Below are 14477 nucleotides of genomic sequence, written 5' to 3' on the forward strand. Positions count from 1 at the left end.
GAGTGCCTTGCTCTGTCGAAAGGCATGCTGAGTGTAGTCCTGAGGCCCATCTGCGGACGGCATGGACAATCAGCTTTTGCGCTTCGCGCGCGCATCCATGGCAGTGGCACGAGGTTGCGTGCCACTACGACGGACCAGGTATGCTCACCCTACCTATCCATCGACCGGCCTGTCCGCAGCTCTCCTGCTGCGGGAGCGATTGCGTCTCACCTGTAGAGGGTTGGAGGACTTCCTCCGGCTCTCTGGACGCCTGCGCCGGCTGTCCGGCCTGCGGATCGTGCCGGATCACTCCAGCCCGTGGTGGTTCGCCCGCCATCATCTGTCGCCGGAACAGATCGAGGCAGCCCTGCGGGAGACAGTCCGTCCGACGAGTTGCTCAGGCAAACGTGATCGGCCACATATCGTCGCCGCAAGAAGCACGTGTGTGTGGGAACGGATGAGGGAGCTAAATACTATGCCCCACTCAAACTATTGAAATTATTCAATTTTTCAGCGTAGCTGGCGGAGGGACAGGGATTCGAACCCTGGGTACCATCGCTGGTACAACGGTTTTCGAGACCGCCCCGATCGACCACTCCGGCATCCCTCCGAGGCGCGTGGTGATGTAGCGTCCGCCGGGCGAGGCCGCAAGGATGGGATGATGGTTCGGGGTGATTTGCCGGCGGGTGGGCGCCGGAAGGGGCGGTGGCGGCCGGTGGAGGGGCCGGTGCCGGCCGAGGCGCAGGCGCTGCAGGGGCGGGTGCTCCATCGCGACGAGATGGTGCTGGTGATCGACAAGCCGGCGGGGCTGCCGGTGCATGCCGGGCCCAAGGGCGGGGCGACGCTGGATGCGCTGCTGCCCTGGCTGGCGTTCGGCAAGGGGCGGCCGCCGGGGCTGGCGCACCGGCTGGACCGGGATACGTCGGGCTGTCTGGTGCTCGGGCGGACCAAGCCGGCGCTGGCACGGCTGGGCGAGCTGTTCGCCAGGGGTGCGGTGACCAAGACGTATCTGGCGCTGGTTGTAGATGTGCCGGGCCTGGAGGACGGGCGGATCGACCTGCCGCTGGCCAAGCGCAGCGCGCAACGCGGCTGGTGGATGGAGCCGTCCGAGCAGGGGCAGGTGGCGGTGACCGATGTGCGGGTGCTGGCGCGCCAGGGTGGCGTGGCGCTGGTGGAGGCGCAGCCGAAGACCGGCCGTACCCACCAGATCCGGGTGCATCTCAAGGCATTGGGCGCCCCGTTGCTGGGCGACACGATCTACGGTCCCGCGGCGGCGGGCCGGTCCCGGCGGCTGATGCTGCATGCGCGCGCGATCGATCTGCCGTGGCTCGCCGGTGTGACCATCCGGGCGACCGCACCCTTGCCGGCCGACTTCCAGGCGGCGCTGCGGCACGCCGGCCTGGCACTTCCGGGGAGCTGAAGCCGGCAAGTGGTCGCCGGCCGGGCAACGGCCGCGATCTGCCGCTTGGATCCGGGCGGGCCGCTGGCGCTGGAATCCGGCACTACGGCCGGAGCCGGGTCCGCCCAGGGCCATCATCCGGCGGCCGCACCGGGTCAGCCGTTGCGGCAGTCCGGGAACCGGGCCTTCGGGCGGCCGAACGGGATCATGCGCAGGAGCACGTCGTCCTTGGCGACCAGGTGATGGTGCAGGGCCGCCAGCACATGGGCGGCCAGCAGGGCGGCCAGCAGCATCGCCATCCAGTAGTGGACCGCACGGAACAGCTCGTACAGGACTTCCGACGGGCCCAGCGGGTGCGGGACCGGTATCGTGTCGAACAGCACGGTCGGGATGCCCAGCGGCGAGGCGGCGCTCATCAGGAAGCCGGTGACCGGCAGGCCGATCAGGCAGGCATAGAGGCCGAGATGGGAGAGATGGGCGGCCAGGCGCAGCGGGCGGCCCATTCCGGCCGGCAGCGGTGGCGCCGGGTCGACCAGCCGCCAGACCAGGCGCAGCAGGGCCAGCCCGAACACCACGAAGCCGAACGACTTGTGCAGCTGGTAGAGCTCGTACTGCCAGAACAGGTCCTGGGTCTGGCCGACCATGTACCAGCCCAGCCCCCACAAGGGGATGACGAGCGCCGCCGTCCCCCAGTGGAAGCTCTTGGCGACCAGCCCGAACCGCCTGGCCCCATTGCGCAGCCGCATTCGTCCGTTCTCCTCAGCCAGACCGGGCCCGCAGATCGAACGCGACCAGCACCTCCAGCCCGACCATGGTGCCGGTGGCGAACTGGCCGGTGCCTACCCCGAAATCGGTCCGGGTGATCGGGACGGTGCCGGCGGCATGGGCCTGGTCGCCATCGACCGTGATGGTCGCCTCGTGGCTGAGCGCACGGGTGACACCCTTCAGCGTCAGTTCGGCCTCGATCTGGTAGCGGTCGCCGCCGAGCGGTGCGAACGAGATGGCCCGATAGACCGCCTCGGCCGCACTGCCCGCGTCGAGGAAGTCCGGGCCCTTGGCCTGCCCGTCGCGCTGGCTGTCGCCGGACGCGAACGAGCCGAGGTCGACCGTGACCGTGACCGAGGACTGGTCCAGGGCGGCCGGATCGAAGCTCACCTCGGCGGTGAAGCGCTCGAAGCGGGCCTCGACCGGGCTCTGGCCTTGCTGGATGGTCAGCGTCAGGGTGCTGGCCGCGGGATCGACCACCCAGTCCTCGGCCACGGCCGGGCCCGGCAGCGCCGCTGCCAGGCACACCAGCGCCACTGCCGGCAACCGGGCGGCCCGGACCAACCAAGTCCACAGGTTCATGATGCCATACCTCGTCGACTTTTGGAGCGGCCGGCTCACTCGGTCTTGGCGGCCGCGGGGCTAGTCTCCGTGTCGATCCGCACCGTCAGCTCGTCGCCGACCGCGGGAACATAGGCTGATACGCCGAAGTCGGAACGCTTGATCACGGTGGTGACGGTGAAGCCGGCCGTGTCTGTCTTGGTCATCGGGCTCGGCTCGAGCTTGTTCAGCTTCACGTCCAGCACCACGGGCTTCGTCACGCCCTTGATCGTGAGGTCGCCCGTCACCTTGGCGCTGTCGTCGCCCTCCGGCTCGACCTTGGTGCTCTGGAAGGTGATGGTCGGGAAGTTCGCGACATCCAGGAAGTCGGCGCTCTTCAGGTGCTCGTCGCGCTTGGCGAACAGCGTGTCCAGGCTGTCGGCCTGAATGGTGAAGGCGACCGAGGAAGTCTCGGGCGCCTCCGGGTCGAGGCTGAGCTCGCCGGTGAAGTCGCGGAAGAAGCCGTGCACGGTCGAGTAGCCGAAATGATCCACCGTGAAGGTGATCGCGGTATGGCTGTTGTCGATCGCCCAGGGCGCGGGTGCCGCCAGGATCGGCGCGCCCAGCGGGAGGAACAGGACGGCAGCGAGCAAGAGCTTCTTCATGGCGATTCCTACTGGAAACAATGAGGGCGGTGCGACCCGGCAGTCGCCCCCAAGGCTGCCATGTCCATCCGATGGTCGACAGGCCGCATCGGTTCGACGGATTGTTTCTTCCCAAGGGATGATGGCTGTGTCATCCGCTCCGGCCATGGATCAGCTGACCGGCATGCGGGTGTTTGCCACCATCGTGGACAAGGGCGGCTTCGCCCCGGCGGCCACGGCGCTCGGCATGTCCAAGACCATGGTCAGCAAGCATCTGGCGGCGATCGAGGACCGGCTGGGCGTGCGCCTGCTCAACCGCACCACCCGCAAGATCGGCCTCACCGAGATCGGTGCGGAATATCTGCGCCGCTGCCAGGAGATCATTCAGCTGGTGGACGAGGCGGACGGCCGGCTGCTCGAGAGCCACGACCGCCCGCGCGGCCTCTTGCGGGTGAACGCCCCGGTGACCTTCAGCGAGCGGCATCTGGCCCCGTCGATCGCCGAATACCGCCGCCGCCATCCCGACGTGCAGGTCGACCTCGTGGTCAACGATCGGGTCATCGACCTGATCGAGGAAGGCTTCGACCTGGCAGTGCGGATCGGGCGGCTGAAGGACAGCACGCTCGTGGCCCGCCGCCTGGCCCCCGCCCACATGGTGCTGGTCGCCTCGCCCGCCTATCTGGCCGCGCGCGGCCGGCCGGAACGGCCGGAAGACCTCGCCCGGCACGACTGCCTGATCTACGCCTACTCGTCGGAGCGCGACGAGTGGCGCTTCGCGGACGAGGATGGCCCGAGGACGGTGCGGGTCAAGGGCCCGGTCAGCAGCAACAACGGCATGATCCTGATGCAGGCCGCCATCGACGGCCAGGGGATCGTGGTGCTGCCGACCTTCATCGTCGGCGACGCCCTGCGCGACGGGCGGCTGGTCGAGATCCTGGCAGAGTACCGTCCGCAGGACCGGGCGATCTACGCGGTGTTCCCCGCCAACCGGCATCTCTCGCCCAAGGTGCGCAGCTTCGTCGACTTCCTGGTGGAGCGGTTCGGCGGGAGGCCCTACTGGGAGCCATGAGCGGCAAGGTCTGCCAGCACCGGCAAGAGGCCGGCAGGATGTCCCGATGATGGCGGCCGCCCCCGTTCCGCCTGGCGCCGTGGTGCTGGCCTGCCACGACTGCGGCAGGATCCAGGCCGTACCCGTGGGCGACACGCGGCACCAGTTCCGCTGCCGGCGGTGCGATGCCGATCTCGGTGCCTTTGCCGGGGGACTGGATGCGCCGGTGGCCCTGCTGCTCGCGGCCGCGATCAGTTTCGTGGTCGCCAACACCATGCCGTTCATGATCCTGGACATCGAGGGCTTCACCCAGTCCACCACCCTGCTCTCGGCGAGCCGGGCGCTCTGGCAGGCGGACATGGCACCGCTGGGCATGCTCGTATTCCTGGTCGCCACCCTCGCACCCGCCCTGAAGATCCTGGGGCTGCTCTATGTGCTGGTGCCGCTGCGGTACGGCCATCGCTGGCCGCTGGCAGGGCGGATCTACCGGTTCGTCGGCGGGGTGCGGCCCTGGGCGATGATGGAGATCTACCTGCTCGGCATCATCGTCGCCTACGTCAAGCTGATCGACCTGGCCCATATCGAGCTGGGCCTCGCGGTCTATGCCTTCGTCGCCACCGTCCTCCTGGAGATCGCCGCCGAGGCCAAGACCGAGCCGATGGCGGTCTGGCACGGGCTGATGGCCCAGGCCGGGCCAGGCGTGCTGCAGGTGCCGGCCGGCCGCCGGCTCATGAGCTGCCATGCCTGCCGCCAGATGCTGCAGGTGCCGGCCGGATCCGGCGGGGCCAGATGCCCGCGCTGCCGGGCCCGCGTGCATGCGGACGATCCGGATGCCTGGAAGTCGTCGCTGGCCTTCCTGCTGGCCGCCGTCGTGCTCTACATCCCGGCCAACGTGCTGCCGGTCATGACGGTGATCTATTTCGGCTCCGGCGAGCCGGACACCATCCTGAGCGGGGTGGTGGAGCTCTGGCAGATCGGCATGTATCCGGTGGCGGCCCTGGTATTCACCGCGAGCATCATGGTGCCGATCCTCAAGATGCTGGCGCTCGGCTGGCTGATCCTGCCGCCCGGCCGGGACAAGGACGTCGCCCGGCACAAGACGCGCGTGTATCGTCTGGTCGAGCTGGTCGGGCGCTGGTCGATGGTCGACATCTTCATGATCGGGACGCTGACGGCACTGGTTCACCTGGGCAACGTGGCGACCGTCGTGCCGGGTGCCGGGGCGATGGCCTTCGCGGCGGTCGTGATCCTCACCATGCTGTCCTCGGCCGCCTTCAACCCGCACTTCCTCTGGTACCGCGCATGAGCGACACGGCGGAGCAGCAGCCCGAGCCGGCCCGCGCCGTGCCGCGCGCGCGCAAGACCTTCGGCATCGTCTGGCTGGTGCCGCTGATAGCATTGGCCCTGGCGCTGTGGGTCGGCTGGACGAGCTGGAGCGCACGCGGCCCGGTGATCACCGTGACCTTCCAGACCGCCTCGGGCATCGAGACGGGCAAGACCAGGCTGCGCTACCGCGACATCGACATCGGCCAGGTCAACTCGGTCACGATCGGCAAAGATCTCAGCTCCGTCGACGTCACGATCCAGGTGCAGGCGGAGGCAGCACGACTGATCAGCGAAACCAGCCGGTTCTGGGTGGTGCGGCCGCGCTTTGGCGGCGGCCAGATCTCCGGGCTGGAGACGCTGGTGTCAGGCGCCTATATCGAGCTGGATCCCGGTGCCGGCGGTGCCGCCCAGACCACGTTCAGCGGCCTGGAGACGCCGCCGCGGGTGCGCTCGGACACGCCCGGCCGCCCCTTCGTCCTGCGTGCCGCCAGCCTCGGCGGCGTGTCGGTCGGCAGCCCCGTCCTGTTCCGCGGCGTCACTGTGGGCGAGATCACCGATGTCGAGCCGCCGACCGACCGCGAGGATCTCGCCATCCACCTGTTCATCCGCCAGCCCTTTGCGGAGCTGGTGCGCACGAGCAGCCGCTTCTGGCGCGAGCGCGGCGTCGATTTCAGCGTCAGCGCGGAAGGCGTGCGCTTCTCGATCGGCAACCTTGAGACGCTGTGGCGGGGCGGGGTGGTGTTCGATGCGCCGCCGGGCGGCGAAGTCGCGGCCGCAGGCCTGGCATTCGCCCTGTTCGATGGGCCCGACAGCCTGGACCAGGGAGCGATCACCGAACGCGTGCCGCTGGTTTCCTATTTCGAGGGTTCGGTGCGCGGCCTCACGGTGGGCGCCCCGGTCGAGGTGCGCGGCATCCGCATCGGCACGGTCCGGGAGGTCCGGCTGGACTACGATGTCGCCACGCACCGGCTGCGCATCCCGGTGATCTACGAGATCGAGCCGCAGCGTGTCCGGCTCATCCATGCGGAGGAACTGACCACGAGTGGCGAGCCTCGTGAGGCGCACGAGCAGCTGGCAGCCCTGGTGCAGCGCGGCCTGCGCGCGCAACTAGCCACCGGCAACCTGATCACCGGCCAGATGGTGATCTCGCTGGACCTGATACCCGATGCGCCGCCGGCCGAGCTCGGCCGGGAGGGCGAGCTTGCGGTGATGCCGACCATCCCGAGCAGCCTCGACACGCTGGAACGCTCGCTCACCGGCATCATGGAGAAGGTGGCCGAGCTGCCGATCGCCGACCTGACCGAGCAGCTCCGCGCCACGGCCGCATCGATAGCGGCCATCGCCGGCTCGGGCGAAGTGCAGAGCTCGCTGAAGAACCTCAACGAGGTGCTGGTGCGGCTCTCGGACCTGACCGGCAACCTGGACCGTTCTGCCACGCCGCTCCTGGCCGAGCTGGAGCGTACCGTGGGCGCGCTGGGGGATGCGGCCCGCTCGGCCGACAGCCTGATGGGCCCGCGCTCGACCACCCAGCGCGACCTGAACCGACTGATGAGCGAGCTGACCCAGACCGCGCGTTCGGTGCGCGACCTCGCCGACTATCTGGAGCGCCATCCCGAGGCGCTGCTGCGCGGCAAGCCAGGAGGCCGGTACTGATGAGAAACCCAGCAAGATTCCCTGCCCGTACTTCGGCTGCCTGGGTCCTGGCTGCCTGCATCCTGGCGGGCTGCGCCGGCACCTCCGTACCGACCCGCTACTACCAGATGATCCCGACCGTGGAGATGGACGCGCCGGCCAGCTCGCCGACCAGGCTGCTCGGCATCTCGCCGGTGGGCTTTCCCGACTATCTGGACCGGCCGCAGATCGTCACCCGGGCCACCGAGACCCGGATGACGATGGCCGAGTTCGACCAGTGGTCCGAGCAGCTGGAGTTGATGTTCAACGAGGTGCTTATCGAGAATCTGCGCCGGCGCCTGGGCGGCGAGCATGTGGTGGCCGTGCCGAACAATCGCGGGCTGGAGCCCAGCATCGAGCTCGACCTGAACGTGCTGCGCTTCGAGGCGGACGCGGCCGGGCGCATAACCCTGGATGCGCGCTGGCGGATGTTCGACCGCAACGGCCGGCTGCTGCTCACCGGGCACAGCCTGCTCTCGGAGGAGGCCACGCCCGGCGACTATGGCGCGATCGTCGACGGGATGAGCCAGGTGGTGGCCGATCTGAGCGGCGAGATCGTGGCGAAGCTGGCCGAGGCGGTGGCAGAAGCAGGGCCTGGCAACGAGCGGAGGCGATCGTCGTGATCCTGGTGACCGGAGGGGCGGGCTTCATCGGCTCGGTGCTGCTGGCAGCGCTGGATGCGCGCGGGGTGCCCGACCTCGTCTGCTGCGATCGCCTGGGCAGCGGCGACAAGTGGCACAACATCGCCAAGCGCCGGCTGGCCGACGTGATTCGCCCGGACGGGCTGTTCGCCTGGCTGGACCGCCATGCCGGCAAGGTCGAGGCGGTGTTCCACCTGGGCGCCATCTCGTCCACGGACGAGCGCGACGCGGACCTGATCGTCCAGGAGAACATCCGCACCACGCTGGACCTGGTCGACTGGTGCACCCGCCACCGCACCCGGCTGGTCTATGCCAGCTCGGCCGCCACCTATGGCGACGGCGAGGCCGGCTTCGACGACGATCCCGCCCGCTTCGGCGAGCTTCGCCCGCGCAATGCTTATGGCTGGTCGAAGCTGATGGTCGACCGGCGGATCGTGGAGCTGGCCGGGCGCGGCCAGAAGCTGCCGCCGCAATGGGCCGGGCTCAAGTTCTTCAACGTCTATGGCCCCAACGAGTGGCACAAAGGCGGCCAGCAGTCGGTGGTGCCGCAGTTCCTAAAGCAGATCCAGGAAACCGGCGTATGCCGGCTGTTCAGGAGCCATCGCGATGGCGTGGCGGACGGCGACCAGCGCCGCGACTTCGTCTGGGTGGACGACGTGGTCCAGGTGATGCTGTGGCTCTACGACCACCCGGATCGCTCCGGCATCTTCAACGTCGGCAGCGGCCGCGCGCGCAGCTTCCTGGAGCTGGCCCATGCCGTGTTCCGGGCGGTCGGCCAGGAGCCGGCGATCGAGTTCGTCGACATGCCCGAGCGGCTGCGCCAGCACTACCAGTACTTCACCGAGGCAAGGCTGGACCGGCTGCGCGCCGCCGGCTGCCCGCTCCAGCCGACGCCACTGGAGGAGGGGGTCAGGCGTTACGTGCAGGACAGCCTGCTGCGTGCGGACCCGTATCGATGAACCCGGCGATCACGAGCGAGACCTTGCTGCACCGCCTGGCCGACGTGCAGGTCATGGTGATCGGCGACCTGATGCTCGACCGGGCGGTGTTCGGGCAGGTCGGGCGGATCTCGCCCGAGGCACCGATCCCGGTCCTGGAGATGGGCCGGGAGGAGACCAGGATCGGCGGGGCGGGCAATGTCATCGCGAATCTCCATGCGCTGGGCACGCAGGTCGCCGCGGCCGGGATGGTCGGTGCCGATGCCGAGGGCGACGAAATCGCCGGGATGCTGGCCGAGCTGGCACCGGCCGGTGCGATCCTGTGGCGCCAGGAGGGCTGCGCCACTGCAGTGAAGACCCGGTACTGGGGCGGCGGCCAACAGCTCCTGCGGGTGGACCGGGAGAACCGGGCGGTGCTCAACCAGGAGGGCATGGCGACGATCCTGGACTGGCTGGACGAGAAGATCGGCGACGTCCGGGCGATCGTCCTGTCAGACTATGCCAAGGGCGCCCTGCCGCCGGCACTGGTGGAGCAGGTGATCGCGCGGGCGCGGGCGGCAGGCCGGCCGGTGCTGGTCGACCCCAAGGGCCGCGACTATGCGCGCTACCGCGGTGCTGCCGTACTGACGCCCAACCGGCGCGAGCTCGCCGAGGCCAGCGGGGTCCCGGTCGGGGATGACGGGGCTGTCGAGCATGCTGCCGAGGCCTTGCGGACCAGCACGGGGGTGGATGCCGTGCTGGCGACGCTCGGCGGGGACGGCATGCTGCTTGCGACCAGTGCGGGCGCCACCCGGATCCCGGCCATCCGCCGCGAGGTGTTCGACGTGGTCGGCGCCGGGGACACGGTGATCGCGACGCTCGCCGCCGGCTTGGCCGCGGGCAGCGACCTGGCGGAGGCGGCCAGGCTCGCCAATCTGGCGGGCTCGATCGCGGTGACCCGGATCGGCACGGTGCCGGTCAGCCGCGCCGACCTGATGGCGGCCCTGGCACCGGCGCATGGCAAGGTGGTGGAGCTGGAGCGGGCTGCCGAGATCGTGGCGGATGCGAGGCGCAAGGGCCGACGCGTCGGCTTCACCAATGGCTGCTTCGACCTGCTCCATGCCGGCCACGTCGCCTACCTGCATGCCGCGCGGGCGCGCTGCGACCTGCTGGTGGTCGGGCTGAACGACGACGCCTCGGTCACCCGCCTGAAGGGGCCGGGCCGGCCGGCCAACCGGCTGGCGGACCGGGCGCGGGTGCTGGCCGCACTGGCCGATGTCGACCTGGTGGTGCCGTTCGCCGAGGACACGCCGCTGCACCTGATCACCACGCTGCGCCCGGAGCTCCTGGTCAAGGGTGCGGACTATCGCCCCGATCAGGTGGTGGGGGCGAGGGAGCTGGCCGAGTGGGGCGGCGAGCTCTACCTGGCGGAAATCCAGCCCGGCCTGAGCACCACCGCCCTGCTCGAGCGCGGTCCCCGGCACTGACGGTCGTGGCTTCCATGCATCGGATGGCCGCTCCTGCGGACCGCACCCTGGCCGTGCCCGGGGCGCCGCGCCAGATGATCGCCATGCACTCCCCGAGGATCCGCCCGATGGACCGCCGCAGCTTCCTGGCATCCGGTGCCGCGGCAGCGGGGGCGGTGGCGGCACCGCGCGTGTTGCGCGCGCAGGACCAGGTGGTCCGCTTCAGCCATGCCGAGGCGCCGACCACGCCCAAGGGCATGGGCGCCGAGCTGTTCCGGCAGCGGGTCGAATCGCTGACCGGCGGCCGGGTGCGGGTGGAAGTGTTTCCCAACAGCGAGCTCCTGCCCCCGCAGGACGAGATGGAGGCGCTGGCGCTGGGCCGGGTGCAGATCATCGCACCGCCGCTGTCCCACTTCGGCCGCTATGCCAAGAGCTTCCAGCTGTTCGACCTGCCCTTCCTGTTCCGCTCCACCACGATGTTCGACCAGTTCCAGGCGAACGAGGCGGCGCTGGCCCTGCGGGTCTCGGTGGAGCGCCTTGGCTTCGTGGGCCTGGCCTACTGGCGGGAGGGGCCAAAGCAGCTGTCCGCCAGCCGGGCGCTGCGGCTGCCTGCGGATGCCGGGGGGCTGCGTTTTGCCACGGCGGCCGCAGCGCCGCTGGCCCGCCAGTTCGAGCTCCTCGGCGCCGTACCGGTGCCGCTTCCCTATGCCGAGTTCGGCGGCGCGCTGGTGGGCGGCCAGGTCGACGGCCTGGAGACGAGCTGGGCCAGGCTCGCCCGAGGCGAGCTGTTCCGCCTCCAGCCATTCGTGACCGAGACCGGGCACGGCGTGCTGGGCTCCATGCCGGTGGTCTCCACCGAGTTCTGGCGAGCCCTGCCCGAGGACCTGCGCGCCGCGTTCCGGACCGCGATGGAGGAGGCCCGGCAGGAGGTCGCCCGGCTGGCCGACCAGGAGGACCGGGACGCCCGGGAGGCCATCCTGCGCTCGGGTGCCACCCAGGCGGTCGCCCTGCGGCCGGAGGAGCGCCAAGCCTGGATCGACGCGACCCGGCCGGTCATCGCCGAATTCCAGGGCGAGATCGGCGAGGACCTGGTGCGCGCCGTGGAGCGTGCCGCCGCGGGGTAGGTCAGGCCGCGGCGGCATTCTCAGGCGAGCGGGGCCAGTGCGCTGCGGAGCAGCCGGTCGAACGGGTTGTCCGGTTCGACCGTGACCCGGGACAGCCCGAGCCAGCCGGCAAGCGCCACCAGTTCCTGCGCCAGCGCCGCGGCGGTCGCACCCGGTTCGCTGGTCGGCTCCAGATGGGCGGAGCGGACCAGCAGGCAGCCGGTGGCGCGCTCCGCTTTGAGGTCGACGCGCGCGGCCAGCCGGTCGCCCAGGAGGAAGGGCAGGACATAGTAGCCGTGCAGCCGCTTGTGGGCCGGTGTGTAGATCTCGATCCGGTAGCGGAAGCCGAACAGCCGCTCGGTGCGGCTGCGCTCGAAGATCAGGGGGTCGAACGGGACCAGCAGTGCCCGGGCCGCCACCTTGCGCGGCAGCACCGCGTCCCTGGTGAGATAAGCCTGCGGCCGCCAGCCCTCGACGCTCACCGGCACGAGGTCGCCGGCCTCGACCAGCCGCGCCAGCGCCGTGTTCGCGAGATCCACGGGCAGGCGCCAGTAGTCGCGCAGGTCCGTCGCGGTGGCGATGCCCAGGGCGCCGGCCGCGTGCGCCGTGAGCCTGGCCGCCGCCTCGGCCGGATCCGGCGTGGCCGCGTTGACGATTTCCGGGGGCAGCACCCGTTCGGTGAGGTCATAGACCCGTTCGAAGCCGCGCCGGCCGGCCGCCGTGATCTCGCCGGTCCAGAACAACCACTCCAGCACGGTCTTGCTGTCCGACCAGCCCCACCAGCCGCCCTGCCCTTTTTCCGGCGCGGTCAGATCGCCGGCCGAGAGCGGGCCACGGTCGCGGATCTCATCGTGGATCCGGGCGACGAGGTCGGGCCTGGCCTCGGCCACCGCCCGCACGCCCTGCCACACACCCTTGCCCGACCGCGCCCTGGCCATCCGCCAGCGCAGCAGCGGCTGGGCCGATACCGGCAGGAGCGAGGCCTCGTGGCCCCAATACTCGAACAGGCGCCGCCCGGCCGGGCGGACCCGTCGGCCGTGATGCGCCGCCAGGCGATCCAGGATGGTGCGGTCATAGCTGCCGAGCCGGGAGAACAGCGGCAGATAGTGCGCCCGCACCAGCACGTTCACCGAATCGATCTGCAAGAGGCCCAGCCGCTCGATCAGCCGGCGGATGCGGGCCTCGCCCGTCAGGCCGGGTCGCCTCGCGGCGAAGCCCTGGGCGGCCAGCGCGATCCGGCGGGCCTCGTCCAGACCCAGCGTCCGGCTCATCGGGTGGTACCGGTACCGTCGATCACGGCGTCCCAGTGCGGTGCGAGCGCGACTGCGAGGTCGCGCCAGATCCGGTACCGGCCAGCCAGCAGTTCCGTCAGCGCCGGGTCCGGCTGCACCTGGCCCTCCAGCCGAGTCATTGCGGCCACCGCGGTGGGCAGGTCGGGCTGCCGGCCGAGCGCCACGGCGGCCAGGATCGCGGCACCCAGGGCACCCAGCTCGCGGCCGGCCGGCAGTTCCAGCTCGAGGTCCAGGGCGGCGGCGAAGATCTCCCGCCAGGGTTCGCTGCGGGCGGCACCGCCGGCAAAGCGCGCCGAACCGGGCCGGCCGCGCAGGGCGGCCAGCCGGTCGAGATGGCGGCGGTGCTCGAAGGCGATCCCTTCCATCATGCCGCGCACCGTGTGCGGCAGGCCGTGCCAGTTGGTCAGGCCGATCAGGCTGCCGCGCGCCGAGGACTGGTCCATCGCCCCGTTCAGATAGGGCAGGAAGAACACGGGCGGGTCGCGCGGATCGAGCCTCGCCACCCCCTCGTTCAGCATGGCGAACAGCTGACCGTCGGCCAGGTCCGGCCGCTGGCTGCGGATGAAACGCTCGACGAACCAGTCGAGCTGACCGGCCGAGGTCGGGCTGCCCTCGATGGCGAGCCAGGTCCCGGGCAGCAGCCCGTGGGTCAGGAAGATAGCGCTCGGGTCGGCGGGCAACGCGTCCAGGAAGCACTGGTGCAGGCCCCAGGTCCCCGCCATCACCACGACATCGTCCGGCGTCACCGCCGCGGTGCCGAGCATCACGGCGAGATTGTCCGAGCAGCCGGCAGAGACCGGGGTGCCGGCCCGCAGTCCGGTGGCCGCGGCCGCCTCGGCGGTCACCTCCCCGGCAATGTCCATGGGTTCCAGCAACGGCGGCATCAGCCGCGCCAGTTCGGACAGGCCGACCGCCGCCAGCATGGCCGGGTCGTTCTCCCGGCGCTCCACCGGAGAATAGCCGCTGCTCGACTGGTCGCTGACCTCGCCCGCGACGGTGCCGACCAGCCGGGAGCGCAGATAGTCCTTGCTGGAAACGGCAAAGCGCGCCCGGGCCAGCTGGTCGGGTACATGGCGCTGCAGCCAGGCCAGGATCGGCATGGGCTTGCCCGGCCAGGCCGCGACCTGAAGGCGGCGCTGGCGGGTGGCCTCGTCCGGCGGGTCGCGCCGCCAGTCCGCGCAGATCGACGCGGCACGCAGGTCGGAGGTCAGGACGCCATTGCCCACCGGCCGGCCGGCCTCGTCCAGCAGCCAGAGCCCGTTGCCATAGCCGGTGACGCCGATCCCCGCGATGTCCGGCCCTTCCAGCCCGGCATCGGCGAGCACCAGCCGGATGTCCCTGGCAAGGCACTCCCAGGTTCGCTCCGGATCCCGCTCCGCATGCCCGGGGGCCGGGGTCAGTGCCGGGTGGGTGGTGCCGCGCACGGCCAACTCGGTCCCGTCCGCCGCGATCACGGCCACCTTCACCGCAGTGCCGCCGCTGTCGATCCCTAGCAGAAAGTCCGCCACGCCTTACCCCCGAAGCCGTCCCTGATGACGCTGTCCGCACCCGGCCCGGGTGCCCGCCTTGGCCCGAGTTGTCGTGGGGAAAGGCCGGGCTGTCGAGGTCCGGCCACGCGAGCCCAGCACCGGGTCCATTGCCTCTCGTGCCGGGCGATGCCGCCTTGCGGTTCCAGGCGGAGGCGAT

Annotated in this window: 14 protein-coding genes and 1 tRNA gene; 9 read left to right on the top strand and 6 right to left on the bottom strand. The window is 70.6% G+C overall.

What is annotated here, in order from left to right:
• Positions 1 to 97 precede the first annotated feature (97 nt).
• The gene (locus VNS22_RS28685) at positions 98 to 475 is read left to right on the top strand and encodes a transposase (protein WP_414653454.1); all 378 of its coding nucleotides are present in this window, start codon (positions 98 to 100) and stop codon (positions 473 to 475) included.
• Positions 476 to 499: 24 nt separating this feature from the next.
• On the opposite strand, the gene VNS22_RS27880 is transcribed toward VNS22_RS28685, so the two are convergent.
• Positions 500 to 589, bottom strand: a tRNA-Ser gene (locus VNS22_RS27880).
• A gap of 117 nt (positions 590 to 706) precedes the next feature.
• On the opposite strand from VNS22_RS27880, the gene VNS22_RS27885 reads away from it, so the two are divergent.
• Positions 707 to 1399, top strand: coding sequence for an RNA pseudouridine synthase (locus tag VNS22_RS27885; RefSeq protein WP_325738418.1), 693 nt, complete (start codon positions 707 to 709; stop codon positions 1397 to 1399).
• Positions 1400 to 1533: 134 nt separating this feature from the next.
• On the opposite strand, the gene VNS22_RS27890 is transcribed toward VNS22_RS27885, so the two are convergent.
• Genes VNS22_RS27890 through VNS22_RS27900 form a run of 3 tightly spaced genes read right to left on the bottom strand, consistent with a single transcriptional unit; the run spans position 1534 to position 3348 of the window.
• Positions 1534 to 2124: a cytochrome b gene (locus VNS22_RS27890; protein WP_325738419.1), complete on the bottom strand. Its 591-nt coding sequence runs from the start codon at positions 2122 to 2124 to the stop codon at positions 1534 to 1536.
• Between the two features lie 13 nt (positions 2125 to 2137).
• Entirely contained in the window at positions 2138 to 2725 is a 588-nt protein-coding gene (locus VNS22_RS27895) for a YceI family protein (RefSeq protein ID WP_325738420.1), read from the bottom strand.
• 35 nt (positions 2726 to 2760) lie between these two features.
• On the bottom strand, positions 2761 to 3348 hold the full coding sequence (locus VNS22_RS27900) for a YceI family protein (protein WP_325738422.1): 588 nt from the start codon (positions 3346 to 3348) through the stop codon (positions 2761 to 2763).
• Positions 3349 to 3475: 127 nt separating this feature from the next.
• Here VNS22_RS27900 and VNS22_RS27905 point away from each other — a divergent pair, with 127 nt between their 5' ends.
• The 7 genes from VNS22_RS27905 (at position 3476) to dctP (ending at position 11520) form a co-directional block, all read left to right on the top strand.
• Complete coding sequence (locus tag VNS22_RS27905; protein WP_325738423.1) at positions 3476 to 4396, top strand: LysR family transcriptional regulator; 921 nt, start codon at positions 3476 to 3478, stop codon at positions 4394 to 4396.
• Positions 4397 to 4445: 49 nt separating this feature from the next.
• On the top strand, positions 4446 to 5681 hold the full coding sequence (locus VNS22_RS27910) for a PqiA/YebS family transporter subunit (RefSeq protein ID WP_325738425.1): 1236 nt from the start codon (positions 4446 to 4448) through the stop codon (positions 5679 to 5681).
• Positions 5678 to 7354 (top strand): intermembrane transport protein PqiB, encoded by a 1677-nt coding sequence (locus tag VNS22_RS27915; RefSeq protein WP_325738426.1) that lies wholly within the window; start codon positions 5678 to 5680, stop codon positions 7352 to 7354. The genes VNS22_RS27910 and VNS22_RS27915 overlap by 4 nt, the downstream gene beginning before the upstream one ends.
• On the top strand, positions 7354 to 7995 hold the full coding sequence (locus VNS22_RS27920; protein ID WP_325738428.1) for a PqiC family protein: 642 nt from the start codon (positions 7354 to 7356) through the stop codon (positions 7993 to 7995). The genes VNS22_RS27915 and VNS22_RS27920 overlap by 1 nt, the downstream gene beginning before the upstream one ends.
• Entirely contained in the window at positions 7992 to 8972 is a 981-nt protein-coding gene (gene rfaD, locus VNS22_RS27925; RefSeq protein WP_325738429.1) for an ADP-glyceromanno-heptose 6-epimerase, read from the top strand. Before VNS22_RS27920 ends, rfaD begins: the two co-directional genes overlap by 4 nt.
• Positions 8969 to 10417, top strand: coding sequence for a D-glycero-beta-D-manno-heptose-7-phosphate kinase (rfaE1, locus tag VNS22_RS27930; RefSeq protein ID WP_325738431.1), 1449 nt, complete (start codon positions 8969 to 8971; stop codon positions 10415 to 10417). The genes rfaD and rfaE1 overlap by 4 nt, the downstream gene beginning before the upstream one ends.
• A gap of 107 nt (positions 10418 to 10524) precedes the next feature.
• Entirely contained in the window at positions 10525 to 11520 is a 996-nt protein-coding gene (gene dctP / locus VNS22_RS27935) for a TRAP transporter substrate-binding protein DctP (protein WP_325738433.1), read from the top strand.
• Positions 11521 to 11540: 20 nt separating this feature from the next.
• Here the strand turns inward: dctP and VNS22_RS27940 are convergent, their stop codons facing one another.
• Together VNS22_RS27940 and VNS22_RS27945 are read right to left on the bottom strand one after the other, a co-directional pair.
• Positions 11541 to 12770, bottom strand: a complete 1230-nt coding sequence (locus VNS22_RS27940) for a winged helix-turn-helix domain-containing protein (protein ID WP_325738435.1) — start codon at positions 12768 to 12770, stop codon at positions 11541 to 11543.
• Positions 12767 to 14299, bottom strand: a complete 1533-nt coding sequence (locus VNS22_RS27945) for an FGGY-family carbohydrate kinase (RefSeq protein ID WP_325738437.1) — start codon at positions 14297 to 14299, stop codon at positions 12767 to 12769. The genes VNS22_RS27940 and VNS22_RS27945 overlap by 4 nt, the downstream gene beginning before the upstream one ends.
• Between the last annotated feature and the right edge of the window lie 178 nt (positions 14300 to 14477).

The sequence above is a fragment of the Geminicoccus sp. genome (assembly GCF_035556675.1).
Classification (GTDB): domain Bacteria; phylum Pseudomonadota; class Alphaproteobacteria; order Geminicoccales; family Geminicoccaceae; genus Geminicoccus.